Raw genomic sequence first — 25,578 nt, 5'->3', positions numbered from 1 at the left:
GGCGGGGCGGGCAGGCGCGTTGCGAGGCCTGCGCAGGGCGGGTCTCAAGGCGTCGCCGAGCGGCGTTCCCGCAGCGCGGTCAGTCGCGCCAAGGCCTCTTGCGTCTTCGAATCCCTTGCTCCGCGAGACTGCTCGAAGACAGCATGCGCCCGGACCAGCAGCGGCTCTGCCGCGTCGAGCCGGCCCTGCTCCGCCAGCGTCGCACCCAACAGGCTGCGCACTTCGGCGATCTGCCAGTGGCCGGGGGAATGGACTTTTTCGCGGATGCGCAAGGCCTCGCGGAACTGGGCTTCAGCCGCCTTCGCGTCGCCCATCTTCATGTACAACTCGCCCAGGCTCTTGATACTGGTGGCGGTCCAGGCGTGTTCCGCGCCGACCTCGTCGCGATAGATCCCGATTGCCTCGCGGTAAAGCGGTTCGGCGGCGGTGTAATTGTCCCGGTCCCGATGCAGGTTGGCGAGGTTGTTGAGGCTGCTGGCAACGTGCTGGTTCCCGTCGCCAAAGGCCTCGCGCCGGATCGCCAACGCCTTGCGATAGAACGTTTCGGCCTCGTCGTAGCGTTGCTGCATGCGCAGCACGCCGCCAAGGGCGTTCATCGTATCGGCAACCAGCGGATGGTTGTCGTCGTAAAGCGCCAATCGCATCGCGAGCGTCTCGCGCAGCAGCGATTCGGCTTCCACGAAACGTTCTTCGTCCCGCAGCAGGAATGCAAGGCTGTCCGTGGTATTGGCGATCTGCGGATGGATCGGGCCGAGGGTCCTGCGGCGCGAGGCAAGCACGTCGCGAAACAGCACCTCGGCCTCATCAGCACGCCCCAGGACGTTCAGCAGCAGAGCGAGGTTGTGCTGGCTGGACAGCAGATCCGGGTGGTCATCGCCCAACTGTGCGCGGCGCGTCGCGATCACCTGGCGGTACAGCGACTCCGCCTCGTCGAAGCCACCCTTGCGGCGCAGGACTGCGGCCAGGTTGTTGCGGACCTTGGCGAGTTTCAACGGGTCCTGTTCCGGCTGTTCCAGGTATTGCGCCAGTACGTCGCGCAACAGCGCTTCGGCGGGGTCGTAGCGCCCGCGCATCCACTCCAGGACGGCCAGGCTGTGCTGGCTTTCGGCGACATCGGGATGGCGTGGGCCGTGCAGCTGGCGGCGTAGCGCCAGGCCGCGCTGCAGCAGGTCGGCTGCGGTGTCGTACTCACCCAGGTGCGCGTAGATGCCGCCCATGATGTGCTTCATTTCCGCCAGCACGGCCGGCTGATTCGACAGCCCGTCGTCGAGGTTGGCCGCAGCACGGTCGAGCACCTCGCGCACGGTGATGTCTTCGCCACGCGCCTGGGATGGGTCGGCCGACTCGAACATGCCGATCAACAGGCTGGCGACTTCCTCGGCCTTGGCGGCCTCGGCGTTCGCCAGGTCGCGTTCGCGTGTGATCCCGGAGACGTGGAACATCGCCGCCGACAGACTCGCGATCAGCGCAACCGCGATCGCCGCCATGCCCCAGCGGTGGCGCCTGAGGAACAGGCCGGCACGGTAGGTGCGGGTGGCGCCGCGGGCAGTCACCGCGACGCCGCGCAGGTGGTGCTCGATGTCGTCGGACAGCTGGCCGGCGGATGCGTAGCGACGCTCTGGCTGCTTGTGCAGCGTCTTGCGCACGATGCTGTCCAGGTCGCCGCGCAGCAGGCGTGACAGCTGTGCCGGGTCGGTGCCGCGCAGGTTGGCGATGCTGTCATCGGACGCGCGTGCGATCCGGCTGGGCGGCGTCGGTTCGTCTTCCAGGATCGCGCGCTCCATCTGCTCGCGCGTGGCTGCGGCGTCGGCAAACGGTCGCGCGCCGGTGAGCAGTTCGTGCAGCAGGACGCCCAGCGCGTAGATGTCGGCGGCGGTGGTGACCGGCTCGCCGCGAAGCTGCTCGGGTGCCGCGTACAGTGGCGTCAACAAGCGTTCGTCGTGCTGGGTCTGCCCGTGTTCAAGCAGGGGAATGGCGGCAGCGGAAACCCGGTCGCCCGTGCCGCGTGCGCGCTGGTTGCCAGCCTCCGGGTCCCCGTCGTCGGCGCCTGCTTCGACGATCCTGGCGATGCCGAAGTCGAGCAGCTTGATCGATGGCTGACCCTGGTCGTCCTCCTCGACCATGACGTTGCCCGGCTTGAGGTCGCGGTGGATCACCAGGTTGCGGTGCGCGTACGCCACCGCCGCACAGATGTCGCGAAACAGGTCGAGCCGGGCCTTGATGTCCAGACGCTTCCGGTCGCAGTAGGTCGTGATCGACTCGCCCTTGACGTACTCCATGACGAAGTAGGGCCGCCCGTCGGGCAGGCTGCCACCATCGAGCAGGTAGGCGATGCCGGGATGTTCGAGCTGCGCGAGGATGCGGCGCTCGTCGCGGAAGCGCGCGATCAGCCGGCCGCCGATCCCGTCGTGCACCACCTTGATCGCCACGCGCTGTTCGAACTGGCCGTCGCAGCGTTCGCCCAGGAACACCGAGCCCATGCCGCCGCGGCCGATCTCGCGGACGATCCGGTAGGGGCCGACCTGATCCGGCGTCGCCCTGTCCAGCTGCCCCAATGCATCCTGCAGGCCGCTGAACCAGGCGCCCGCTGCGTCATCCAGGGCCAGCAGCCGCTCCACCTCTGCTTGCAGGTCCACGTCACCTGCGCAAGCGGCGGCGATCCGCGACGCGTGCTGTTCGCGCGCGACGCCGTCCAGCTCTCCAAGGATTTCCTTCGCACGCAGCCAGTGTCCGGTCTTCATCGTCCGTGCCACCTGCGGCCACATGCCGTCCGCCGTGCTGCGGCGATCACGATACCCCGGTGGTCAGGTCCTGACGCAGCTCGCCGTACAGCCATGCACATGCGGCGCTCCAGTCACGCGAGACGGTGCGCCGGGCAATGCCGAGTGCATCCGCGGTTTCATCCGCGCTGAGGCCGCCGAAGACGCGGCATTCCACCACTTGCGCAGCGCGCGGGTCCTTGTCCTTGAGCCGTTCGAGGGCTTCATCCAGCGCCAGCAGGTCCTCGCCGCGTTGCTGGGGGATCAGCAGCGCCTCGTCCAGCGGCAGGTCCGGCTCGCCGTTGCCGCGCTTCTGCGATGCCTGGCGCTGGGCGTAGCTGATCAGCAGGTGCCGCATGGCGCGCGAAGCGACCGCCAGGAAGTGCGAACGGTTCTCGTAGCCCGCGCCTGTGCCCAGCAGCTTGATGTAGGCCTCGTGCACCAGCGCCGTGGCGTTGAGGGTCTCGTTGCCTTTCCATCGCGCACGCTGGTGCCGGGCGATGCGGTGGAGCGCATCGTAGACGCGGGTGAACAGCTCGTCGTGGGCCTGCGCATCCAGCTCCTCGCCGCGTTTGAGCGCATTCAACAGGCGCGTCACGTCGCCATCGATGGAAGCTGGCAGTGCTGGCATGGCGTGCAGTCGGATCCCCCCGGTAGTGCCGACAATCTAGGCATCCGGACATGCAAACGCAAATTCGATGTCCTCTTCCGCCCGGCTTTCGGGTAATCAACCCGAGGCACGGCCACGACGTGTGCGCGACTTTGGGCCATTCGTAGTGGGACAAGGTCATTGTTCATTGCAGCGCCGATCCCCGGGCCGGCGACGCTGGAGGCGGCCGAACAGGGCCGGATCACGTGGACATACGGTTCGACGTCCTGCGCCACGTCCGGTCGCGATTGGGGCATGTCCCGCTTTCCGTCCGAAATCGGTTGCCTATGGACAAGGAGTGGCGCAGATCGCGGGGAGCGCCATGCCGCAAGCATCCTCGTTGCACCGAACTGGAGAACCTTGATGAGAGCAACCGCTCTTTCCGCCATGACTGCAGCCGTGACGCTGGCGCTTGTTACCGCCTGTGGCGCCACCGACCCACTCGACGGACAGGGCACGGTGCAAAGCGCGGCCCATGGCGCGACGCCGGACATCGCACGGATCACGGCGGTCATCGAGGAAGCCGGGTTCACCTGTGAGGTGAAGGAACGACATCCGGACAGGTTCGTCGAGGTCGTCGATTGCCGGTCGAACCAGGACAAGTCCCGGAAGCTGATCGCCAGCGAATGGAAGGACCCGGAGGCTCGCGACGAGATGTACCAAGACGATATCCCCGGGATGTGCGGCACGCTCGGCTTCAAGGACCAGGTTCGTTGGGCGACCTCGGGCAACTGGGCGCTGGTTGCCGGCGGCGGCACGGAAAAAGACGTGGCCGCACTGGCCCAGGCTGCCGACGCGCTCGGCTTCGAGTCGCATGCGGTCCCGTGCCAGTAATCGGGGGGCGAGCCATGAACAGGTTGCTGACGTTGTTGTGCACGCTGTTGCTTCTGGCCGGTGCGCCATGGGCCGCCATCGCGTCGGAGAATGGCGACGCTTCCGCAAGGGCCGAAACCGCGGCCGGCAGCAACCTGCTGTTCATCCTCGATGCCTCGGGCAGCATGTGGGGCCGCGTCGAGGGCGAGCCGAAGATCGTGGTCGCCAAGGACGTGATGTCCAGGCTGGTCCGGCAGTTGCCGGATGACGCCAGGGCGGGGTTGATCGCCTACGGCCACCACCGCAAGGGCGATTGCATGGATATCGAGTCGCTGGTGGCGTTGGGGCCGCTGGACCGCGATGCCATGATCAAGCAGATCGAGGGTCTCAATGCGATAGGAATGACGCCGCTCACGGCATCGGTGAAGCAGGCGATCGAACAACTGCGGCAAACCGAGCAGTCGGCCAGTGTCGTGCTCGTCTCCGACGGGTTGGAGTCCTGCGGTGGTGATCCCTGTGAAGCGGTGAAGGCCGCAAAACAGTCGGGTGTCGATTTCAGGCTGCACGTGGTCGGCTTCGACCTGGGCGACACCGATACGGCGCAGCTGCAGTGCATGGCCGAGGCGGGCGGTGGCCGGTTCTTCAGTGCCAGCAACGCCGACGAGCTGGCTGGCGCGCTGAGCGAAGCGGTGCAGGTCGAGCCGGAGCCCGAGTCCGTGGTGGAGTCCACCGGGGCCATCGAGCTGACCGTCACCAGGAACGGTGAACCGATCGATGCCTATACCTATGTTTACAAGGCCGGCACCGAGGAAGAGGTCACGCGAGACCACTCCCTGGAGGAGGGCAAGGTCCGCTACAAGCTGGCCGCGGGCGACTACGACATCCGGGTCCGCGCGGCAGGAATCTCCGCACCGGATCGGCTGCTGGAAGGCATTGCCGTCAGCAATGGCGAGACCACCGAGCGCAGCGTGGACTTTTCCACCGGCACCGTCGAGCTCACGGTCACCACCAACGGCAAGCCGCTGAAGGCCCGCACCTACGTCCAGTACGCCGACGGTCACAAGGAAGCCAGCCGCGACGGAACCGACGACGCGGGCATCGCCAGCTACACCATCCCGGTCGGCGAATACCGCATCCAGGTCCGCCCCGATGGCATCAGCGCGCCGGATCAGTTCATCGACGACGTGATGGTGGAAGCTGGCAAGACCACGACAAAGCGCCTGGAAATTCCCAGCGGCACCGTTGAACTCACGGTCACCACCAACGGCAAGCCGCTGAAGGCCCGCACCTACATCCAGTACACCGACGGCCACAAGGAAGCCAGCCGCGACGGGACCGATGGCGAAGGCATCGCCAGCTACACCATCCCGGTCGGCGAATACCGCATCCAGGTCCGCCCCGATGGCATCAGCGCGCCGGATCAGTTCATCGACGGCGTCACGGTGGAAGCCGGCAAGACCACGACGAAAAGTCTGGAAATCCCCAGCGGCACGGTCCGGATCAAGGTCACCGCCGACGGCAAGTCATTGAAGGCCCGCACCTATATCCAGTATGCGGACAGTCACAAGGAAGCCAGCCGCGACAGCACCGACAGCGAGGGTTTCGCCGACTACACCGTCCCCGTCGGCCAGTACCGCATCCAGGTCCGCCCGGACGGCATCGAGGCCGACGACCGCTTCGTCGAGGATGTGACGGTCACCGCGGCCGAGACCACCGAAGTCAGCCTCGACTTCCCGGTAGAGTAGGGCGGTCATGAAGCGACCCTTCGCTTCCATCGCTCGCCAGCGCGGGAAGCACATCGTGCCCCTGGCGCTGTTCATGGTCGTGCTCGTGCTCGCGCTCGCGGCATCGGCCTGGGCGCAGTCAACGAAGTCCGGAAGTTGGCCCACGACGAAATGGGTCGTGATGGATCGACAGGGCAGCAAACTCACCGAGTACGGCGCTGCCGGTTACATTCTCGACTGGGCTTCAGCCACGTTCATTCCGCCGCTGGGCGACCGTGCGGTGATGGCCGAAAAGCATCGGAGAACCCTGGAGGCGGGGAGCATCTGGTACCGGTCGCTCGGTTTTCCGCCTCCGTTCCAGCGAACCGAGGGCGGCGACCTTGAGGTGGACCCCGGAGAAGCCTATCTCGCCCTCCTCAAGCAGGACGCGAACGACAACGGTTCGAGCCATGTCATCGATGGGGAGATGAGGCTGACGTCGCATCCCGGTTTTCTCTCCGCCGACACACCGCTCTGGGAACTGATGGAGGCCTCGGTCGTCCACGAGCTCTACCATGGCATCCAGAAAACCATGAGCCCCTCGTTCCTGGCGCGAAACGCGAGCGAACCGTCCGGATGGCCCGAATTGCCCGAATGCCCCGGTGACACCAACGTCGACTGGCTCTTCGAAGGGGTCGCGGCGATGGTCCAGATCCGCTGGCTCGAGGGCAAGCACGGGGTGTCGTGGGGGCATCCGTTCCGTGGATCGCATCGGGCCGCGTGGGTCCGCCACTTCGACCAGCCGCTCCACGAGGGCTCGATCCCGCCCGAGCGCCGGTATCCGAAGGAGCGGCTCCCCGTGTCGACGATGGAAACGGTCTCGTGGGCGTGCGACTACGGCACCTGGTACTTCTGGTATGCCATTGGCGACATGATCGGGCGCAGCGACGCGGAAAAGGTTGCCTACACGCGGTGGCTGTTCGAAGAAACCAAACCGTGGGACGACGGAGGGATCGCCAATGTCGATGCCGCGCTGAAGGCGGCAGCGGCGGCCTATGACGCGATCGGGCCATACAGCGGCGGCCTCTACGACCTGTACCCCCAGTTCGTGGCGCAGTACCTGACCGAGGACCGGTTCTACGGCAAGCTCGTGGAAGTCGACCTCCGTACGCCGGACCTTTACCAGGCATCGAGCGAGCAGTCCGGAGGGCCGTTCGGGCCGCTGGCGACGCGCGCGTGGCGCTTTCGTGTACCGTTGGCCAGGAACGCCAGCGCGATGCCCTACAACGTCCGCTTCACCGTTGATGCACTGGACGGAACCGATCGCGACGACCTCCACCTCATCGTCGACGAAAAGGTCGTGCCGCGACCGGTCGATCCGACCGCGCCGTACGCGGACGTCCAGCGCACCGATCTCGCCACTCCGGCTGCCAGCGGTGCTGTCGAATACCTCGTCCGCGTCGCCAACGTGGCCGCGGATGCAGCGGAGACGTCCGATGCCGGCTTCTCGCTGCGGGTCGAGGTCGACGGCTTCTACGGCAACGACGTATCCGGAGGGCTGGCGGCAGGCGACACCGACGCGATCAGTGGCGAGCTTCCGCCGGGATTCGCCATGCGCGGGCCGGCACCATGGTCGTGCAACGGAAGCGGCCAGTCGCGCGCGATCTTCGACCTCGTCACCCCGGACGAGCTGGCCCGCGGCTACGATCGCTCGCTCCCCCAGGCTGCACGCAACACCGAAAACTGGCTGGACGGGATCGAGATAATGGTGAAGCAGGCGGAGGACGACGGCACGGCAGACGGCATGACGCGCGAGCAGCTTGCGGCCTTCCGGAAACAGATGGAAAGCATGGTGGCGGCCGGCCGGGCCGAGGTGCAGCCAGTTTTCCGGGAAGCTGCCGATGAGGCGCGCGCCCGGCGGACGACGAGCCTGGCCGCGACGTTCGTCGGCCAGAATGCCGATGGCGAATGCCAGATGACCGTCGGCGCCAGGCTGGCCGGCCGCACGGGCGGCGCCCAGGTCCTGGCCGGAGCCGTTGACGAGAGCCTGTATCCCGCCGACGAGGCACCGGAGTTTGCCATCCGCGTGTATCCGGCCGGGATGTTGCGGGCCCTGCGCGCGGGGATACCGACCGTGCATCCGCTCGACCCGCGCCGCGGCGACTGGGAAATCTGCACCATGACCGAAGCCGAGCAGCAGAGAACCCGGGGACTGGCCTCGGCTGCTTGCCCGCCCGTCGTCTGCTCGGCCGGCAGGCTCACGCTGGAGGCGGCCGAGCAGGGCCGGATCGCGGGTACGTTCGAGTTCGACGTTGTCCGCTGGCCGGAGGACAGGTATGGCTCTGCATGCGGAACTCCCCTGGCCCGCGACAAGGTGATCGGCCATTTCAACGTGAGCTCGACCGATGACGGCTACGACGACGGCGGGATCGTGACGAACGCCGTGCCCGGTGCGCCGATCTTCGAACTGGATATCGATTGATGGCCTGACTGCGCCGGGTGCCCGGAACACCCGGCCGAGTCGATCTTTCCGGTCCCGCGATGCGTCCGCGCGGCTTGTGCAGAGGATGCAGGACGCCGAAGCACAAGGCTGGGACGCCAGACCCGGACGCCTGCGTCACGTCTTCGCGCAGTCCAACCTCGACCGCGTCACCCCAGCCTCAGATACGCGCCCGCGCGTGCTGCCAGTTCCAAACGCCGCGTGAGATCCGCAACGCACACCTGCAACGTGCGGAAAGCAGCATCGACGTCGTCCACCTGATGCTGTTTCAGCGCGACCTCGAAGCCGCCAATTCGTCCGTGGAGAAAACCACGAACCCATCACGTCAAAACGCCAGCCCGGCGATCGCCCTGCTGGTTGTCGCCATCCTCATCGCCGGTGGCGCTCTTGTCGGTTGTTCCGGCGACAGCCGGGACGAACCGGCAGGTGCACCGCCTGTCGCCACCGCAGACAGTGCCCGGCCCGACGCCACCGCCGCGTCGGATTCGGAAATGCCCGGGCCGGCGTCCAAGCCCTTGCCGGAGGGATACCCCTGGGATGCCGCGCCGATCTACGAGCCCCCCACGGTCACGCACGCCTTCAAGATCGGATCCGGCGCAATGCTCAAGTCCCTGGTGACGGCGGAGACGGACGATCGCGTCGACATCGTCGCGGCATCGCTTGCCGGTGACTACAAGTCGCGTGGCGCCGAAGTCTCCGGGACGCCGTTGAACGAGGAAGGCGTCGGCCAGGTCGTGGCGTCCAGGGATGGCTACGGCATCATCATGACCTTCAAGGCCGGTGAAACGCCCGGCACCACCACCATCACCTACGACGTGCACGAGCAGAGAGGGCACCGCTAGGACAGGTGTGGGCAAAGCGGATGTCCTCTCCCGGGTCGCTTTCCGGTACTGGATGGGCAGGACGTTGTCATGGCGCGCTCGCGTCGGCGCCAAGCCGCAGGTGGCCGGACAACGTGACTAATCACCCAGGGAGAACACCGCATGATCAATCGCATTCCGCATCGCCAGCCCCGCAACGGACGGCACGTCGCGCCGCGCGGCAACCCGTTGGCGCTGGCCGTCACCGCATTGCTCGCTTTGGGCATGGCCTCCGGCGCCCACGCCGCAAAGGTGGAGTGCACCGACACCGCCGGCAACCCGGCCGGCACGGCCGGCTCCAACGCCGTGGCCTGCGGCGATGAGGCCGTGGCGAGCGGGTGGGCCGTGGCAATCGGCAGGAGGGCCGTTGCAGGCGACGAGGCGGTTGCGATCGGCCAGGCCGCCAGCGCGGCTGGCCTGGCCAGCGTGGGCATCGGCGAAGGCGCCAGCGCCGCCGACCAGCAGTCCACGGCGCTGGGCGCCTTCTCGTATGCCCGCGTCACCGACTCGGTTGCCATTGGCAGCCGTTCGGTCGCCAATGAGTACCAGGTGGTCTCCTTTGGCCACGCCGCCGGTGACGCACAACCCGGGGGCGGAACCTATGCCACCGATCTCAACCGCCGCCTGTCGCATGTCGCCGCCGGCGTCGACGACACCGATGCGGTCAATGTCGCCCAGCTCAACGCGTCCCTGGCGGCCGCGGGTGGCTCGCCGTATTTCGCGGTGGACGACAGTTCGGACACCACCCCGGCCCACGCCACCGGCGGCAGCACCGCGCTGGGCGTAAGCAGCATCGCCGACGGCGACAGCACGGCGATCGGCTTCGACAGCGCGGCCAAGGGCGAAAGTGTCGCCGTGGGCCACGGCGCAGGCGCGACCGCATCGCAGAGCAGTGCCTTCGGGCATGGTGCGCAAGCCACGGATGACGGTGCTACGGCGCTGGGCTTCAGCGCTTCTGCAGCCGGCGCAGGTGGCATTGCCATCGGCAACCACGGCGTCGCCAATGGTGATGGCGCGACGGCGGTCGGCGGCTGGACGGACACCAACGGCGACGGCATCGTCGATACGGACGAGATTGCGTTCGCGCGTAACCCCCAGACGAGCGCCTTTGGCAGCGGAGCGCAGGCTCTCAATGCCAGGGCGACCGCGCTGGGTTCGCTAAGCCGGGCCAGCGGCACGGGAGCTTTGGCAGCCGGGGTCAGCAGCTCGGCCACCGGGGCGTACAGTGCCGCCGTCGGGAGTTGGGCCTCCGCGACTGAGTCCAATAGCGCGGCACTCGGCACCTACGCCCTCGCCGATGGCGAATTCTCCACGGCGTTGGGCGCCCGCAGCGAAGCTACGGGCAAGTCCGCCACTGCCGTGGGGGGCTGGGTAGACAGGGACGGCGACAACATGATCGATGGCGATGAAGTAGTACTGGCATCGGGCACCAACAGCAGCGCCTTCGGCAGTGCCGCGCAGGCCACCGCCAACAACACCATCGCCAGCGGTGCGGGCAGTCGCGCCGATGTCGTTGGCAGCAGCGCCTACGGTGTCGAGAGCGTGGCGACAAGCTCGGGAATCGCCGGTGGTAGCAGTGCGTTTGGCGCGCGAAGCCGGGCCCTGGGGCAAATAAGTACCGCGCTGGGTTCAGAGAGCATCGCCAACGGGGACTTCAGCATTGCGGTTGGTGCCTTCGCGTTGGCGGACGGGGAAGCGGCCATCGCGACCGGCCCGAGAGCCAACGCCTCCGGTGAAGGATCGGTCGCCCTGGGTGCTGATGCCCAGGCGGCCAGTGACGGCAGCGTGGCGCTGGGCGCGTCATCGGTTGCCGGCAGTGCCGATACCGTGTCCTTCGGCCACGCGGCCAGTGACCTGGATTTCACCGGCACCGCCTACGGCAGCGACCTCAATCGCCGCCTGATCCATGTTGCCGATGGAATCGATGCGACCGATGCGGTCAACAAGGGCCAGCTGGACGCCGCCATTGCGGGCGTCTCCGGTGGCGGAGGAAGCACGCCCAACGCGGTCGCCTACGACGACGCGGCCCAGGGCGACCTGACGCTGGCCGGTACCGGCGGCACCGCCATCCACAACGTGGCCGATGGCACTGTCGACAGCGATGCCGTCAACAAGGGCCAGCTGGACGCGGGCGATGCCGCGACCCTGACGTCCGCACAGGACTATGCAGACATTGGTGATGCCTCGACGTTGGCCGATGCCAAGGCCTACACCGACTCCCAGGTGTTCGCCGCAGGCGCCATCACCCCTGACCAGGTCCAGGCGCGCGTGGACGCCGGTGACGCCGCCACCTTGTCGTCGGCACAGGACTATGCCGACGCAGGGGACGCTGCAACGCTGGCATCCGCGCAGGACTATGCCGATGCAGGCGACGCTGCAACGCTGGCGACCGCGCAGGACTATGCCGACACCGGTGATGCGGCAACGCTGCAGTCGGCCAATCACTACACCGACCAAAAGGTCGCGGCCTGGGAGCAGGGCCTGAGCGAGTTTCGCGAGCAAGTGGAAGATCGTTTCTATCGCACAGACGACCGCATCAGCCGGCAGGGGGCGATGACCGCGGCCTCGATGCAGATGGCCATGGCCGGTGCCGGCGCCGGCAGCAATGGGCGCCTGGCTGCGGGCGTGGGCTTCCAGGATGGGCGCGCGGCGCTGGCCGTCGGCTATGCGAAGGCACTCAACGACCGCGTGCGCGTCAACTTCGGTGGTGCCTTCAGCGGCTCGGAAGCCTCGGCCGGCTTCGGCATCGGTATCGATCTCTGACCGGCAGTCCATGTCCGGCCGTTACCCGTTTGCGCTGTCGCCTGCCCGAGCGAACCTCATCCCGGTCGCCCCGGGCGGGCGGCAGTGCAAGCGCGGCCAATGATCGATGGGATGCCATCCGGAACCGATGGCAGCAAAAGTCCATGGATATGCCCGTGCATGCGTGGATGCGTGCCAGTGGGTCGCTGCGGCGCAATCCGCGCCGCCCGCGCCGCAATGGCCTGTTGTCTTCCGGTTGCGCGTTGTCCGCTGATTGATCGGGATCGTTCCGTGGCAGAAGAACAGCGCCGATTCGCGCGTGATCCGATCGCAAGCAGAAGATGGTTCGTGCGATCGCCGGAACGTCGGCGATCAACCTGACAACCGTGCACCACTCACATTCCGCGCCAGAGCCAGACTGGGGAGCCACTGCGTCATGGATATCGCAAAACTCGTCGAACGCGTCAAATCAATCCTGCTGTCGCCCAGGAGCGAATGGCCCGTGATCGCGGCCGAACCGGCCACGGTCAAGGGTCTGTACACCGGCTACGTCATGATCCTCGCCGCCATCCCGGCGGTGTTCGGCTTCATCAAGGGCAGCCTGATCGGCCATGGCATGTTCGGGGTCACGGTCACCACGTCGATCGCGGCAGGCATCGTCGGCATGGTCATGGGATACGTCCTGGGACTGGTGATGCTGTACGTGGTCGCGCTGGTCATCAATGCGCTGGCGCCCACCTTCGATGGACAGAAGGACCAGGTGCAGGCCGTGAAGGCGGCGGGCTACGCGTGGACCGCGGCATGGGTCGCGGGCATTGCCGTCATCGTGCCGTGGCTGGGCTGGCTGGTCGCGCTGGCGGGCGGCGTCTACAGCATCTACCTGCTTTTCATCGGCCTGCCGCACACCATGAAGTGTCCGCCGGAGAAGGCCGCCGGCTACACCGCGCTCAGCGTGGTCATCGCCGTGGTCCTGAGCTGGATCCTGGCGCTGGTCGTGGGTGGCGTCACCGCGATGGGCGTCCTGGGCGGGGCGGCGGCGGGCAGCAGCGCCCGCACCCATGTCACCTTCGACGAGGACAGCAGGCTGGGCAGGATCGCCGCGCTGGGCGAGCGCATGCAGGCCGCGGCCGAAGCGGGCGAAGCGAAGGCAAAGGCGGGAGTCGGTGCGGACGCGGGCGGTGGTCCGGCCGATGCGAAATCGCAAGCAGAAGCGATGGGCGCGATGATGGGCGCGATGCTGGGCGGCAGCAAGGATGGCAAGCCGGTCGAGTCGCTTGCACCCGACCAGATCAAGGCGTTCCTGCCCGACACCCTCGGCGGCCTGGAACGCCAGAGTATTTCGTCGAAGCGACAGGCCAGCATGGGCGTGCAGATCAGCGAGGCGTCGGCCACCTACGCCGATCCCGACGGCAAGGTGCGCGTCAACGTCGAGCTGACCGACATGGCCGCCATGAGCGGGATGATGGCGATGGCCGGCGTATTCGGCAGCGAATCGGAAAGCGAGACCGCGCACGGTTACGAGAAGACCTACCTGCGCAACGGCCAGCGCATCCAGGAAAAGTGGGACGGCAGGACGAACCGCGGCAAGTACGCCGTCATGATCGGCGACCGCTTCCAGATCGAGGCCGAGGGGCAGGTCGAGCGCTTCGAGCAGCTCAAGGGCATCGTCGGGGACATGGACCTGCGCGGTCTCGAGAAGCAGGCGAAGTAGGGCGTGACCGGCACTGCATCCCCTGTGGTCACCGCCGCGGCGACGGGGCCACTGTCGCTGGCGGCAAGTGCGATTGCCGTGTTCCTCCTGCTGGCGGCCCTTGCGCCGCCGGCAGGCGCGGTGGTGCTGCCGCCCGACGTGGCGCAGCAGCTGGAGCAGCGCGTCGATGCCTTTGTCGATGCGCCGGGGTATGCGCGGTTCGATGTCGACGCGCTGCTGGACGACGATTGGTACGGGCGCTTCGACCGCGCCGGGCAATCCGCGTTGCCTCCGGATGCCGACCTGGACCCGGTCACCCGCGGCATGCTGCTGTTCACCCGCCAGGAAGCAACGCTGGAGACCGCGCGGTACCGCATCACCCGCCACCAGCGCGCGCTGGACGGCGACTGGTCCGATGTCCGGCACGCCTACATCGAGATCACCCGTTACAACCTCGCGCCGGGCCTGCACCGGATGAACGTGGAGACGTACGGCGAGTACGCCGCACCGCCCGGACCGGAGCTGGAACTGCCGCACGTCAGCTGGCGCCTGGTCACCACCGGCCTGATGGGCCAGCGCGCCGCCGTGGTTGCCGCCAGCCGCCGCGTGGTGGAGCCGGTCGAAGCATCGCGCGCGACCTGCCTGGAAAAGTTGCCCTGCCTTGCAATGGACGGCGCCGGGTTCGAGCCGGGCCGGTTCGAATCCATTCCCGCACCCGCGACCGCGCCGGCGGTCTATCGGGACGCGATGACACCACCTGGGCAGCCGGAATTCGCCATTGCCACACCCGTCCGCATCGCCCAGGAACTGTTCGGCATTGCCGCGGGCGATTACGACGAACTGCATGAGGCGGCCACGCTCGAGCACCCCGAGATGGTCGTGGCCATCGACTTCGGCATCGCCGGCCAGGAGCGCAATTCGCGCGCGCTGATGCACCTGACCTCGTTGATGGACGATGCGCTGTCCGAGCGCTGGATCCGGCGCCTGGAAGTTCCCGGCAGCGTGGAATGGCAGCGTTTCGACGTGGCGCACCCGCGTGGGCAATAGACGTGCTCCGCCTTCGAGTCGTCGCGTTACCCGGCGCACCCGTGCGAGGAGCATTCCGTGACGATCAGCCACGACAGCCGGTTCGCCGTACGGCTCTCGTCCCGGAGGCTCGTGACGCTGGCAGTGGGCCTGATGCCGGGATCGCCACTGCGAGGGCGGCCCGAGATGATGCAAAAGGCGCATGAGGTCATGAGGGGCATGTTCGACGCCATGTCCGGCAAGCCGGACCCGGGCAAGCTCGATGGGCTGCTGGACTGCTCGATACCTGCACGTTTTGAAAAGGGAGATTCAGCTGATGAGAACGAAGGTGCTTGGCATCCTGCGCATTGACGCACTGGTTCCCGCGCTGCTGGCCGGCGGCCTGCTCGCCGGTTGCGGCGGCGGCGCCGCCGACGGCGTGCCGGGCGACACCGGCGCACAACAGGCGGCGGAAGCGGCCGCGGGCAGTCTTGCGCAGTCACCATCGCGGTTGTCGCAGGCGGGCGGGGAAACGGAGCGTGCGGCAGCCGCGAACTTCGAAGGCACCCTGCAACAGGTGATCATCTCGCTGGGTCCCGACGCGATCCGCTCGGTGGCAGGCAGCAATGACCTGGCGACGGTCCTGGCGCTCTCGTCAGACAAGGTCATCGACGCCGTCCACGGCGGCGCGATCCAGGCCGACAGCATCCACAGGTCGACCCTGGAGATCGACGGGCGCATGGGCCGTCTGCAGAACGAGGGTGAAGCGTCGTACACGGTGCTCGATGGCAGGCAGGTGGCCGCGTACGTGGTGGACCCCGAGAACAGCATGATCATGACCATGGACCCGGCGAAGAGGGCAGGGGCGGCCGCGGTGCGCGGAGAGGGGAGCGCTCCGATGGACCTCGATGTGGAGAAGGTCGGGGAACGCGAGATCCGCGGCTTCCACGCCATCGGACATCGTTTCGAGTTCATGGACGACAACGTCGCCACCGTCTGGCTGTCGAAGGACCTGGAGCGACAGGTCGGTCCGATCTTCGATATCTGGCAGGCGATCAATCCGCTGGGGCAGATGGACGTGGGTGACGGCGCGCCGGTGCGCGTGGTGATGGTGAACCGGGAGGCGCTCGCCAGTGGCGGTGGCATCATGCCCGCGTACACCATCACCGAGTTCTACGACCTGCAACCGGGCGCGGTGGCAGACGGCCGGTTCGACCTCCCCGATGGCTACCAGCAGGTCGACATGGCCGACCTGATGCGCGGGGCGCAATGAGCCGCAGCGCGGGCCGGGCGGCGCGCACCCTCGCCATCGCAATGCTCGGCCTGGGGTTGACCGGCTGCGCGAGCATGAGCCAAGGGGATTGCCTGACCGGCGATTGGGCGGGCGTCGGCTATCAGGATGGCGCGGCCGGCCATCCGCCATCGCGCCTGTCCGACCATGAGCGGGCATGCACGGCGTACGGCGTACATCCTGACCGCGAGCGTTACTTCGCTGCCCGCGAGCGCGGGCTCGACGCCTACTGCACCCCGTACCGCGGGTTCGAAGCCGGGCGGCTGGGACGCAAGTACCACGGCGTCTGCCCGCCGGGGCTTGCCGACGGATTCCTGGCCGGGTACGACGACGGCCTGCGCGTGCACGCCGCCACCGAGCACCATGAAGACGTGCGGTCGGAGCTGCGCGAGCTCGACCGCCGCATCGACGACATGGAGGACGAGCTCGACGACATCGGTGAACGGCTGGCTGCAGGCGGCCTGGACAAGGAGGCGCGCAACTCGCTCCAGCGCAACCGCGACCATCTGCACGGCGACCTCAAGCGGGCGCACCGGCAGCGCGATGCTGCCGCGCACCGCGAACGTGCCGCGGCCGACCACGTGGCAAGGCTGCGCCACATGCTGTCGCAGCGCTATCGCTGGTGACACCCGGGGGCCGGCTCTGTCCGGCCGCATGGCGCTTGCGGCGGCCGAAGCGGTTCCCGTCGCCCCGCGCTCGCCCAAGGGCCGCACCTGGTGCCGGCGCCCGCCGGCCCAGGCACAAAAAAACCCGGCAACTTGCGTTGCCGGGTTTCGGACGCGGGAGAGAGACCGCGTGGCCGGTCGCCCGGCCGATTGAAGCTGGAATTACTTGCGGGCCTTGGCGGCGCCCTTGACGGCTTCCTCGGCCTTGGCCTGGACCTTGGCGCTGGCCGATTCGACCTGGGCCTTGGCGATCTGGGCGATGGCTTCGTTGGTCTTCAGGGTGCGGCCGAACACTTCCTGGCCGGTGCTGACGGTGCGCTCGACGTTCTCGCGCGCAACCTGCACGCCCTTCGGCCACACGGCCTTCAGGCCGTCGAAATCGCGGGCCTCGGCGATCTCGCCCCAGAAGGCGAAAGCGGCGTTGGCGTTCTCTTCGAACGTGGCCAGCTGCAGGCCGAACACCTTCTCGGCGTTCTCGAGGGCCAGGCGGTTGACCTGGGCGGCGGTGTCGGCGAACTGGCGCGACGCGGTGGCGAACTGCTCGTTGAAATCCTGGTACATGGCGGGTTCCTGCTAGATGTCCGGCAGGGATTGCCGGTATTTGTGCGATGCAGCATAACCCGGGATTTGTTGCGATGCAACATACCCGTTCCGGCCGTTCAGCTCCAATCGAATCAGGGGCTTGGCGCGGGAATGGACGACTGCGGGTACGTCACACGCGGGACGCTGGCGTGCCGTGCCGGCGGCTCCAGCCGTTACGGGCCGCGGTAGCGACAGCCGGAAGTGCAGGTTTCGCGCACCACGACCTCGGACAGCTGCGGCAGGGCGGGCCGGAGCCGCTCCCATATCCAGGCGGCCAGCCGCTCGCTGGTCGGGTTCTCCAGCCCCTCGACCTCGTTGAGGTAGTGGTGGTCCAGCTGCTCGTACAGCGGCCGGAAGGCGGCCTTGATGTCGCCGAAGTCCATCACCCAGCCGCTGTCCGCGCCGGGTTCGCCGGACACGTGCAGCTCGACCACGAACGAATGCCCGTGCAGCCGCGCGCACTTGTGCCCCGGTGGCACGTTTGGCAGCCGGTGCGCGGCCTCGATGGTGAAGGTCTTGAAGATGTCCATGGGACTCCGGGCGCCGGAAACAAAAAACCCCGCAGATCCGCGGGGTTATGTGGCTGCGCGTGGTGGCTATGGGTGGAAACGCGGTGGCTATGCGTCGCCTAAGCCAATCAGACGGTTACGGACCTCGGTAGGGGCGAAATGTAGCACGTGATGTAGCACATACTGTAGCGCATGGTTCCCTGTCGGCAACGGTTCCCCCGGGGTGACCTGTTGGGCCACTTCTGGGTATACCTTGGGTGTCGGCTCACTGTCGCTTGATCCTCGACTTCCCTCACCGGCTGTAACGCTGTCGCCAGTATTCGGCGCGCTCCCCGTCTCCGGGCGGGGAGTAGTCGGGGTCCCTCTCCGGTGGCCGTTCGTGCCGTAGCTCTAGGGCAAGTCGCAGCATCGGGCCGAAGTCGGCGACAAACGCCTGCGACAACTCACACCCCGCCGCGGCCTCTCGCTCGGCTCGTTCCCAGCTATCCAGCAACCCGGGCCGCTCTGCCGACTGGCTCCTTAGGTCGCTGTTGTCTGCCGGGGGCTTCATTACGCTCCACGTCCAGTGGAGCCCCCCGCTCCGGTTGGTCTGCTGCTGCTCGACCTGTTCGGCCAGTGCTTCGATCTTCTTCCCCAGCCTCAGGAGCCGTAGCCGTAGCGCCTCCCGGGCCTTCTGCTCGGCTGTCTTAGGCTTGCGCTTGGCGTTCGCCCGGGCGTGTTTCTCGCTACGCCTAAAGTAGCGGTCGACCTCGGCCTGCACGGCATCGGTCAGGGGAACCCCGGGGGAATCCCGCGGCTCGCTTTCGGTGTCCATCTGGTGGTCCTCTGGTGGTGGTGTGGTGTCGGGAAGGGGTCCCCGGGGCGTCTAAACTAGACAGCCTCTGTCTACTTGGGGACCCCTATTTCAGACAGGGGGAACCCCTTGATCCCCCCTAGGGCCCCTTAAGCCCCCCGGGTGTCCAACTTGGACAACTGTCCACTTGGGGACCCCTATTCTGGACAGGGCTTAGAACTCTGCGGCGCTGGTGTCCGCGGCTTCGCGGGCTAATGCCTGCTCGTGGGCAAGGATGGCCGCGGCGGATTGGGCGACCGCTTCCCGGTCCCCCATGTCGTCGTGCCATTCCCTCTCGACCCTCCGGAACACCTCGGCGGCCCCCTCGGGACCCAAGGTCTCCACAAGTCCCTTAAGGAACTTGCCGGTTCTCTCTGCGGCCTTGCTGATCCGCTTCTCTCGCTGCTGGTCTGCGTTCCCCATGCCATAGCCTCCCTTGGGTCCCCGGACGTAACGCCAGCGGGGCCAGCCGGTGCCCGGGTCCTTGGCTGCGTCGCTGTACTCGTCCGGCTGGACGTGCGCGACCTGTCGGAGCATGTTCTGGATGGTGTCTTTCGACACGCCGTGCCCGAAGTACGCCTCAACGTCCCTAAGGGAAACCCCCGGTGGCAGGTAGGGATGCGCCCCGCGCTGCGTCACTTCGGCCAGCCATTGCCACGCCATTTCCCGTTTCTGCTCGTTGTGGACCTGCAACGTGGCCTGTCCACAATTCACTAGCTTCGATGCCGCGATAGCTTCGGCCATCGTCATCTTCGCCACGCGCACGGGTGCCTCTGTCCTGCTTGCTCTCCGGTATGCGGCTAGTCGATGGTGACCGTCGACCACGTACAACACGCCGTCCACTTCGGCCACCAAAAGGGGCGCTAGCGTGGTCGCTATCTGCAACGCGGTCGTAAGCTCTAGTACATGCGCTGCACTCCTTTCCCGGTACGTGATGCGGTCTCGCACGGGGATAGCCTCGGGTGCCCTCGGTTGCAACCTCGGGTCCTCCTTAAGCTCCCCTAGTGGAACCGTGGTGGCCGCGGTGGTCTGCCACCATTCCAGTGACAGCGGACACGCCTTCATCTGCATCGTTGCCTCCTTGAAAGGGTCAAGCGGCGGCGCTCGCCTCGCAAAGCTCGAACCCGGTTTCATCCGCTGCGATTCGCTCAACTTCGGAAAGCGTCAGCATCCTGCCCTGTATTCGCTGGTAGGCGCTGCGCGCGATTCTCTCCACGTCGTGGCCGGTGAAGGGGGAGCCATCTACGCCTCCGCTGCGTTCTTCGTCCGGCATCCATATCACCGGCCGCACGCCGGCACGGAACGCACGGAACAGTGCGAGCATTTCCTCGGTTCCGGCCCCTAGGTAGTCCCCCAGACACACCGCGGTGTACACCTCGGTTTCCTCTGGTGTCATCTGGTGTCCCTCCGGGCGATCATCGGCCATGCACGCGCTATGCACCTCGCGCCATGATCTCCGCGGCGTTGTGTCTTGCCATGCGGTCCCTATCATCGCCGCCAACTCCCACGGTCCCACGCCTAGGGCAAGCGCCCGTTGTGCGGATTCGTGGAATCGGTCCCGCGCGTGTTTTTGTTTGTTCGCCTCGCTGCGGGTCATGCCTCCCCCTCCGCTGCTCTTTCCATTTCCGTCGCCAGCCATCGCGCATAAAGCCCGCGCGTGGTCTCGACTTCGGTCTGGTCTCGACGCTCCGGAAAGCGCGTCACGATCCAGTGCGCCGCGTAGCGCAGCGCCTCGCGCTCTGTCGGGGTCACGCCTGCCCCCTTGCCGCTCGCTTGGCGTCCTTGTCGATCTCCTCTAGGTGCGACTTCGCCAGCCGGGTGGAAATCTGAAAGAGTCCCACAAGGAACTGCGGGCACACCCAAGCGGGCACCCCGCGGGTCCCGCCCTCGCTCACGGCACGCACGAAAGCCCAGGACCTAGCGGCCCTTGCTTCCTTCCCTTCCTTCCCGCGCGCTGCGGCGTGTGCGGCATCCATCGCCGCGGTGAATCTGTCTGTGATCTTCATTGAATCCTCTGGTTGAAATGCAAGGCGCCCCGCGGTGGCGTGCGTTGTCCGACTAACCGGGGACCTTGATCCCCGGGGTTTGGGCGCTCGCTCCTACGGGGCGCGATGCAAAGGGTGTTAGCTCTTGTTGCTGGTAATGCGTGCGTCTACGTCTGCGCTATGCGCTGCACGCGCTGCCTGCTCTGCTTGTGTCGGCTCCGACTCGGCGATTGCCTGCACCTGCTCGGCCGTGATGTCCCAATACGCCGTGACAAGCGCAAGCGGAACGCCAAGTGCAACGGCATCCCGAACACGCCAGCGAACGTCAGCGGTGATTCGCGCCGCCATTAGCCGCGGTTCGCCTTGTTCTGCTTGGCTACGCGGTCGGCCATTGCTTCTGCCTCACGCTCGAAAGCGATCTGTTCGGCACGCGCTCGCACCTCGTCCTGTCGCTGCTTTTCCGCCAGCAACGCCTCGAACGTACCGGGGCGCGGCGGGGCGTCCGGGTCTGCGTCTGCAATGCGCTGCTTTTCGATTGCCTGTTCAAGCAACGGGAGCTGCGATTCCAGCATGACCAAGCGGCGCGTCCTCGCTTCGCGGCCGGGACCCTGAACCCTTGGAATCGGATCGCCGGTTCTCGGGTCATGGCCCGCGACTTCGCGCAGCTGTTCGTACAGTCGGTCGATCTCGGCGCGCATGTCGATAGCCTGCCCCGGGTCGATGCGACCGCGGCCGAAGTCCGGCCCCAGCGTCGACTCGTGGCGGATGCTCAAGCCCATGCGGCCGTCCGTCGCGGTGATGCCATCGTGGCCCCCATGCGGGACGGCCTCGGTGATCCCCATGCGTCTGCCGCGGCCTTCCTCGGCTTCGGCTGCCTCGCGGGCACCTTGGCCTCTGTACTTGGCAATCATCGCCTCGTCATACTCGGCGGTCCCCGGCTTCGGGGCGTTGTTGTTGCTATCCATCGTTTTGGTTTTCCTTTCGAAAGGTGCAGGCACGGTTAGGCCCGCCGTCCATGCGCCTGCAACATGGAAGCGGGTGTTATCGGTGGTGGTGAATCAGTCGGTGTCTGTCGCCGACTTGAACGGCTCGGTCATCGCCTCGCGGATGCGGTCGCGGGTACGCTCTGGTCCTAGCGCCTCCTCGACAATGCGTTGCGCCGCTACCAGTGGCAGCGCGCCAAGCGCAAGGCGTAGCTCCTCGCCAAGTGCCCCCGCATGGTTGCCGGTGACTCGCTTGTGATCCGGCTTCCCGGACTTGGAACGGCTCACGATCCTCTGCCGCGCGCATCGCAGGACGGCACGCCCTAGGTTCACGTCAAAGCATCGATCATCGATGCCCCTCCCGCCTGTGGCCTCTGCCCAAGCCCATAGCGCAATCACGGCGGCCAGCATGTCGGCCCCTGTCACGCCTGCGGATCGCAGCCGGTCAAACTCGGAACCCAGAAAGCGCGCCCCGGCTGTCGGTTCAAGTAGCCCGGCTAAGTACCCGCAGGCCTCGACCACGGCGGGGTGGTCTGCGTTCCGGCCGATCCAGCCCGCGGCAATGTCCCGCCACGGTTTCAACTCGTGCTTGCGGATCGCCCGGCCATGCGGGCTTCCGTTCCTGCGGATGCGGTCATAGTGCGTCGTGCAATACCGGCTCCGTCGCCGGGGTCTCCTCGTGCAGCCTTCGGCCGCACACTGTTCGTAGTGCGCCATCATTTCTCCATTGGTTAGAGGCCCGCCAAGGGGCCTAAAGAATCAGGACGTAAAACGCCCCGGGGTCACCTGCGGGGGCGCAAAAAAGGGAGCCTGTCGAACGCCCGGGGCGGTCTGGTGTCCCTAGCTAGTCGCAGTGACCCGGGACCGTGTTTGGAGGTTTGCTAGTACCACCGGTGACCGGGGGCCGCGTTTGGAGGATTGCTAGTACTACAAACAATCAAATTGGCCCGGGGCCGCGTTTGGAGGATTGCTAGTACGGAACAAATCGAATTGGCCCGGCCGCGTTTGGAGGTTTGCTAGAGGGCGTAAGAATTGAATTGGCCCGGGCCGCGTTTGGAGGTTTGCTAGTACGTGGAGTGACCCGGGGGCCGCTCTCGGCGGCTGGTGTTCCTCTAGAGGGGAATGTGACCCGGGACCGCTCTCGGCGGCTGGTGTTCTTCAAGAGGTCCGAACAATCCTTAGCCCGCTCTACGGGCGATCCCGGTTTGCCGCTCTGCTGGAGCCCGGTATGACCCCCGGGGCACCCCCGGTTTCCCCTTCGGTGGCCTGTTGGCTCCTAGAGGTCGCACCTACAAACACCCCCGGGAAGCCCCCACAGTGGCCCTACAGGGCCCGTCTGGTGTTTTCTGGTGTACCCGGAAGGGTCCGGCAAGGTGGCCCCTGTAGCGCCACCGTTGGGCCTCTATGGGCATCCTCCGTGGAACATTGCCCGTGGAACATTGCCTGTACGGCGGGTCGAACGGATGGCCATACGCACACGGCCAAAACCGTATGGTAGGGGTCGATCTGGCCTAGTAGGCGCCAAACCGGCCTAGGTGGTCCCCTCCCGGGCCCTATGCCTCGACCGCAAGCGCCCTCTGCACGCTCCCCAGCCCGCACCCCACGGCCTTGGCGATGGCCCGCAGGGAGTGACCCTCGGCCCGCATGGCCCGGATGCGGTCATTGGTCCCCGCCGCCAGAGCCGGCCGTCCCGGGGCCTTGCCCTTGGCGCGTGCCCTGTCCATGCCAGCGATGACCCGCTCCCGGATCATGGCCCGCTCGAACTCTGCGAATACGCCCATCATCTGGAACATGGCCTTGCCCGCCGGCGTGCTGGTGTCCACTGCCTGCTGATGCAGGTACAGGTCCGCCCCTGCGGCCCTGATGCTGTCCATCGTGTCTAACAGGTCCCGCATCGACCGGCCCAACCTGTCGACGGACCACGCGGCCACCATGTCGACCTGTCGCCGGGTCACCATGCGCAGCACCTTGTCCAGTGCCGGCCTGTCGGCGCGGCTCTTGGCCCCGCTGATGCCTTCGTCTGCGAACACCCCCACGACCTCCCAGCCTGCGGCCTCTGCCACTGCCTGTAGCTCGCGGGTCTGGTTCTCTGTGGTCTGTTCCGTGGTCGATACCCGGACGTAGATAGCTACTCGCTTCGCCTTCGTTGCCATGCCCTCTGCCTCCTGTCTGGTGGTGTAACAATACACCCCGTTTTGGTACAGGGCAAACGGCATGGAACGGCCTAGCAATGGCGCGGCTTCCCGGGGGTCCCCGCGGTGGCCCTTTTGGTACACCCTCGGATGCCCTCCGGCTCCCCGCGATTCCCCGCGGTTCCCCCGCGGCTCCCTCCGGCTCCCCGGGCGTCCCCCGCGGTGGCCCCGGGCGCCCCCTGTCCTGCGTTCCCGGGCACCCCCTATGGGGGGAAACCGGCCGGGCCGCTCTATCGATGGGGCCTCGCAAAATCTTGTCGGAACGGGGGCCAGTCGCGGGGTTTCCCTACCCGTCCCCGCGGGGTTTCCTGATAGCCCCCGCAGTGTCCCCGGGGGCAACCTATCCGGGCCGACAACGTGCGAAGCCTTTCCCTTCCTCGGGCTTGGTAATCCACGCGCACGGGGGCCGCAGGGATAGCGGTCCTGTCGGCTCTCTTGTCAGACGGGCAGGTGCAGTAGCTCGATTACTTCGGCCAGCGTCGCGGGCTTCGTTGCCTTCGTATAGCGGCCCATCGTCACGCCCTTGTTCTTGTGTCCGAGCAAGTCGGATAGCTGATGCTCCGGCGCTCCTGCCTCTGCTAGTCGGGTCGTGACCGTGTGCCGGAAGCTGTGCGCCCCGGTCTTGTCGGGGTCGTCGATCCCCGCGCTTTCAAGCCTTCGGTTTAGCAGCTTGGATAGTGCATCGACCCTGCCGCGCTTGGGGTTGTCGGTCGTGCGCCATTCCGCGTCGAATAGAAACCCTGGCCCCTTGCTATCCAGAAATTCCCGCAGGCCCATTTGCCACAGACGCGAGTGGACGGGGACAAGTCGCCGTGATCGTTTCGTCTTTAGCTGCTTGTCCGGGTCGTCGTCGTTGATGTCGAAAACCCAAGTGTCCCCCTCCTGCCTTACGTCCTCGCGGGTGAGCTGTGCAGCCTCACCCAAGCGCATACCGGAATAGGCAAGGATGCGGGGAATCCAATGCAACTCGGGCCGGTCTGGTTCCTTGTCCAGCTCCGCGAAATAGGCGCGCAGGTCATCGTCGGTGAAGTCGCCGCGGTCCTCGCGTTCGTCCCCTTCCTCCATGTCCTTTAAGACGGTGGCGGGGTTCTTCGTGATCGTGTCGCCCTCCATCGCCCACGCGAACACGGACCGGACTAGCTGCTGGTACTTGTTCACGCTGCGGGGGGCCAGCCGCGCCACTTCCGGGTCCCCTTCGGTGATCTCCAACACGTCCCGCGGACCCTTGTCCGGCCACTTCTTCCCCATGTTCGCGGGCAGTAGACGGATTGCCCTGCCAAGCTCGCGCACGTCGTCTTTCGTGACCTCCCCAATGCGGGGATCGCCCATTAGCTCGATGGTGGTTGCGAGGATGGCGCGGTTCTGGTGTTCGGTCCGTGGGGCCCATTTGCCAAGGGATACGCGCTCGTCGGCGTAGGCCCTCGCTACCTCGGAAAACTCCGGGGTCTCCTTCGGCTCCTCCCGCAGTGCCCCCGCGGTGGCCGTCTGGGGGCGTTGCAGGGGCTTCCCTGCCAGCGCCCTAAGCTCCGCGGTGGTGGCCTCTAGCTTGGCCTCGGTGAGCCTGCGGGCCAGCTTCCGGAGGGTGTCGGCTTCCGCCTCGGGCAGCATGGCCCGGGCTGTGTCCAGAAATTCCCCCGGGTCCGCATGGGCGAGTAGGGCGGCGAGCCGGTGCGCTTCGTCGTTCAAGTCGAATCGATGCGCGTCTAGTCCCGGCTCCTCCCATTCCAGCGCCAGCCGCTCCTCGATTTCCTCGAAGCTGGCGGCAAGGTAGCGGCGGGTGATCTCGTCTAGCTGATCGGTCGGCATGGCCCGGCGTCG

22 protein-coding genes are annotated in these 25,578 nt (G+C 66.8%); 10 read left to right on the top strand and 12 right to left on the bottom strand.

The features are described from left to right. Positions 1-44: 44 nt before the first annotated feature. Complete coding sequence (locus tag ABD679_RS09630; protein WP_344759767.1) at positions 45-2,741, bottom strand: tetratricopeptide repeat protein; 2,697 nt, start codon at positions 2,739-2,741, stop codon at positions 45-47. Positions 2,742-2,787: 46 nt separating this feature from the next. Beyond that, complete coding sequence (locus ABD679_RS09625) at positions 2,788-3,390, bottom strand: ECF-type sigma factor (protein WP_344759766.1); 603 nt, start codon at positions 3,388-3,390, stop codon at positions 2,788-2,790. A 405-nt stretch (positions 3,391-3,795) separates the two neighbouring features. Here ABD679_RS09625 and ABD679_RS09620 point away from each other — a divergent pair, with 405 nt between their 5' ends. The 10 genes from ABD679_RS09620 to ABD679_RS09575 all read left to right on the top strand — a co-directional run bounded on the left by ABD679_RS09620 (position 3,796) and on the right by ABD679_RS09575 (position 16,638). Then, a complete protein-coding gene (locus ABD679_RS09620; protein ID WP_344759764.1) occupies positions 3,796-4,242 on the top strand; it encodes a hypothetical protein in 447 nt (148 codons plus the stop codon). Positions 4,243-4,256: 14 nt separating this feature from the next. Further along, positions 4,257-5,966: a vWA domain-containing protein gene (locus tag ABD679_RS09615; RefSeq protein ID WP_344759763.1), complete on the top strand. Its 1,710-nt coding sequence runs from the start codon at positions 4,257-4,259 to the stop codon at positions 5,964-5,966. A 7-nt stretch (positions 5,967-5,973) separates the two neighbouring features. Next, a complete protein-coding gene (locus ABD679_RS09610) occupies positions 5,974-8,406 on the top strand; it encodes a hypothetical protein (protein WP_344759762.1) in 2,433 nt (810 codons plus the stop codon). A gap of 278 nt (positions 8,407-8,684) precedes the next feature. After that, a complete protein-coding gene (locus ABD679_RS09605; protein ID WP_344759761.1) occupies positions 8,685-9,266 on the top strand; it encodes a hypothetical protein in 582 nt (193 codons plus the stop codon). A gap of 141 nt (positions 9,267-9,407) precedes the next feature. Further along, a complete protein-coding gene (locus ABD679_RS09600; protein WP_344759760.1) occupies positions 9,408-12,047 on the top strand; it encodes a YadA-like family protein in 2,640 nt (879 codons plus the stop codon). A gap of 415 nt (positions 12,048-12,462) precedes the next feature. Then, entirely contained in the window at positions 12,463-13,737 is a 1,275-nt protein-coding gene (locus ABD679_RS09595) for a Yip1 family protein (protein WP_344759759.1), read from the top strand. 3 nt (positions 13,738-13,740) lie between these two features. Beyond that, on the top strand, positions 13,741-14,763 hold the full coding sequence (locus ABD679_RS09590; protein WP_344759758.1) for a hypothetical protein: 1,023 nt from the start codon (positions 13,741-13,743) through the stop codon (positions 14,761-14,763). A 57-nt stretch (positions 14,764-14,820) separates the two neighbouring features. Further along, positions 14,821-15,093 (top strand): hypothetical protein, encoded by a 273-nt coding sequence (locus ABD679_RS09585; RefSeq protein WP_344759757.1) that lies wholly within the window; start codon positions 14,821-14,823, stop codon positions 15,091-15,093. Further along, positions 15,071-15,994: a hypothetical protein gene (locus ABD679_RS09580; protein WP_344759756.1), complete on the top strand. Its 924-nt coding sequence runs from the start codon at positions 15,071-15,073 to the stop codon at positions 15,992-15,994. The genes ABD679_RS09585 and ABD679_RS09580 overlap by 23 nt, the downstream gene beginning before the upstream one ends. Continuing rightward, positions 15,991-16,638: a DUF2799 domain-containing protein gene (locus ABD679_RS09575; protein ID WP_344759755.1), complete on the top strand. Its 648-nt coding sequence runs from the start codon at positions 15,991-15,993 to the stop codon at positions 16,636-16,638. Before ABD679_RS09580 ends, ABD679_RS09575 begins: the two co-directional genes overlap by 4 nt. Positions 16,639-16,839: 201 nt before the next feature. Here the strand turns inward: ABD679_RS09575 and ABD679_RS09570 are convergent, their stop codons facing one another. The 10 genes from ABD679_RS09570 to ABD679_RS09525 form a co-directional block, all read right to left on the bottom strand. Further along, positions 16,840-17,238: a phasin family protein gene (locus ABD679_RS09570; protein ID WP_344759754.1), complete on the bottom strand. Its 399-nt coding sequence runs from the start codon at positions 17,236-17,238 to the stop codon at positions 16,840-16,842. A gap of 194 nt (positions 17,239-17,432) precedes the next feature. Then, a complete protein-coding gene (gene queD / locus ABD679_RS09565) occupies positions 17,433-17,789 on the bottom strand; it encodes a 6-carboxytetrahydropterin synthase QueD (RefSeq protein WP_344759753.1) in 357 nt (118 codons plus the stop codon). 271 nt (positions 17,790-18,060) lie between these two features. Continuing rightward, entirely contained in the window at positions 18,061-18,582 is a 522-nt protein-coding gene (locus ABD679_RS09560; RefSeq protein ID WP_344759752.1) for a hypothetical protein, read from the bottom strand. Positions 18,583-18,774: 192 nt separating this feature from the next. Further along, positions 18,775-19,671, bottom strand: coding sequence for a ParB/RepB/Spo0J family partition protein (locus ABD679_RS09555; RefSeq protein ID WP_344759751.1), 897 nt, complete (start codon positions 19,669-19,671; stop codon positions 18,775-18,777). Positions 19,672-19,690: 19 nt separating this feature from the next. Beyond that, entirely contained in the window at positions 19,691-20,197 is a 507-nt protein-coding gene (locus ABD679_RS09550) for a hypothetical protein (RefSeq protein WP_344759750.1), read from the bottom strand. Next, complete coding sequence (locus ABD679_RS09545; RefSeq protein WP_344759749.1) at positions 20,194-20,352, bottom strand: hypothetical protein; 159 nt, start codon at positions 20,350-20,352, stop codon at positions 20,194-20,196. The genes ABD679_RS09550 and ABD679_RS09545 overlap by 4 nt, the downstream gene beginning before the upstream one ends. Before the next feature lie 580 nt (positions 20,353-20,932). Then, on the bottom strand, positions 20,933-21,550 hold the full coding sequence (locus ABD679_RS09540) for a hypothetical protein (RefSeq protein ID WP_344759748.1): 618 nt from the start codon (positions 21,548-21,550) through the stop codon (positions 20,933-20,935). Between the two features lie 93 nt (positions 21,551-21,643). Continuing rightward, positions 21,644-22,285, bottom strand: a complete 642-nt coding sequence (locus tag ABD679_RS09535) for a hypothetical protein (protein ID WP_344759747.1) — start codon at positions 22,283-22,285, stop codon at positions 21,644-21,646. A gap of 836 nt (positions 22,286-23,121) precedes the next feature. Continuing rightward, the gene (locus tag ABD679_RS09530; RefSeq protein ID WP_344759746.1) at positions 23,122-23,721 is read right to left on the bottom strand and encodes a recombinase family protein; all 600 of its coding nucleotides are present in this window, start codon (positions 23,719-23,721) and stop codon (positions 23,122-23,124) included. Between the two features lie 477 nt (positions 23,722-24,198). Continuing rightward, a complete protein-coding gene (locus tag ABD679_RS09525; RefSeq protein WP_344759745.1) occupies positions 24,199-25,566 on the bottom strand; it encodes a tyrosine-type recombinase/integrase in 1,368 nt (455 codons plus the stop codon). Positions 25,567-25,578 lie beyond the last annotated feature (12 nt).

Source organism: Luteimonas lutimaris (genome assembly GCF_039537065.1).
GTDB lineage: Bacteria > Pseudomonadota > Gammaproteobacteria > Xanthomonadales > Xanthomonadaceae > Luteimonas > Luteimonas lutimaris.
This window is presented reverse-complemented; position numbering and strand designations above follow the sequence as displayed.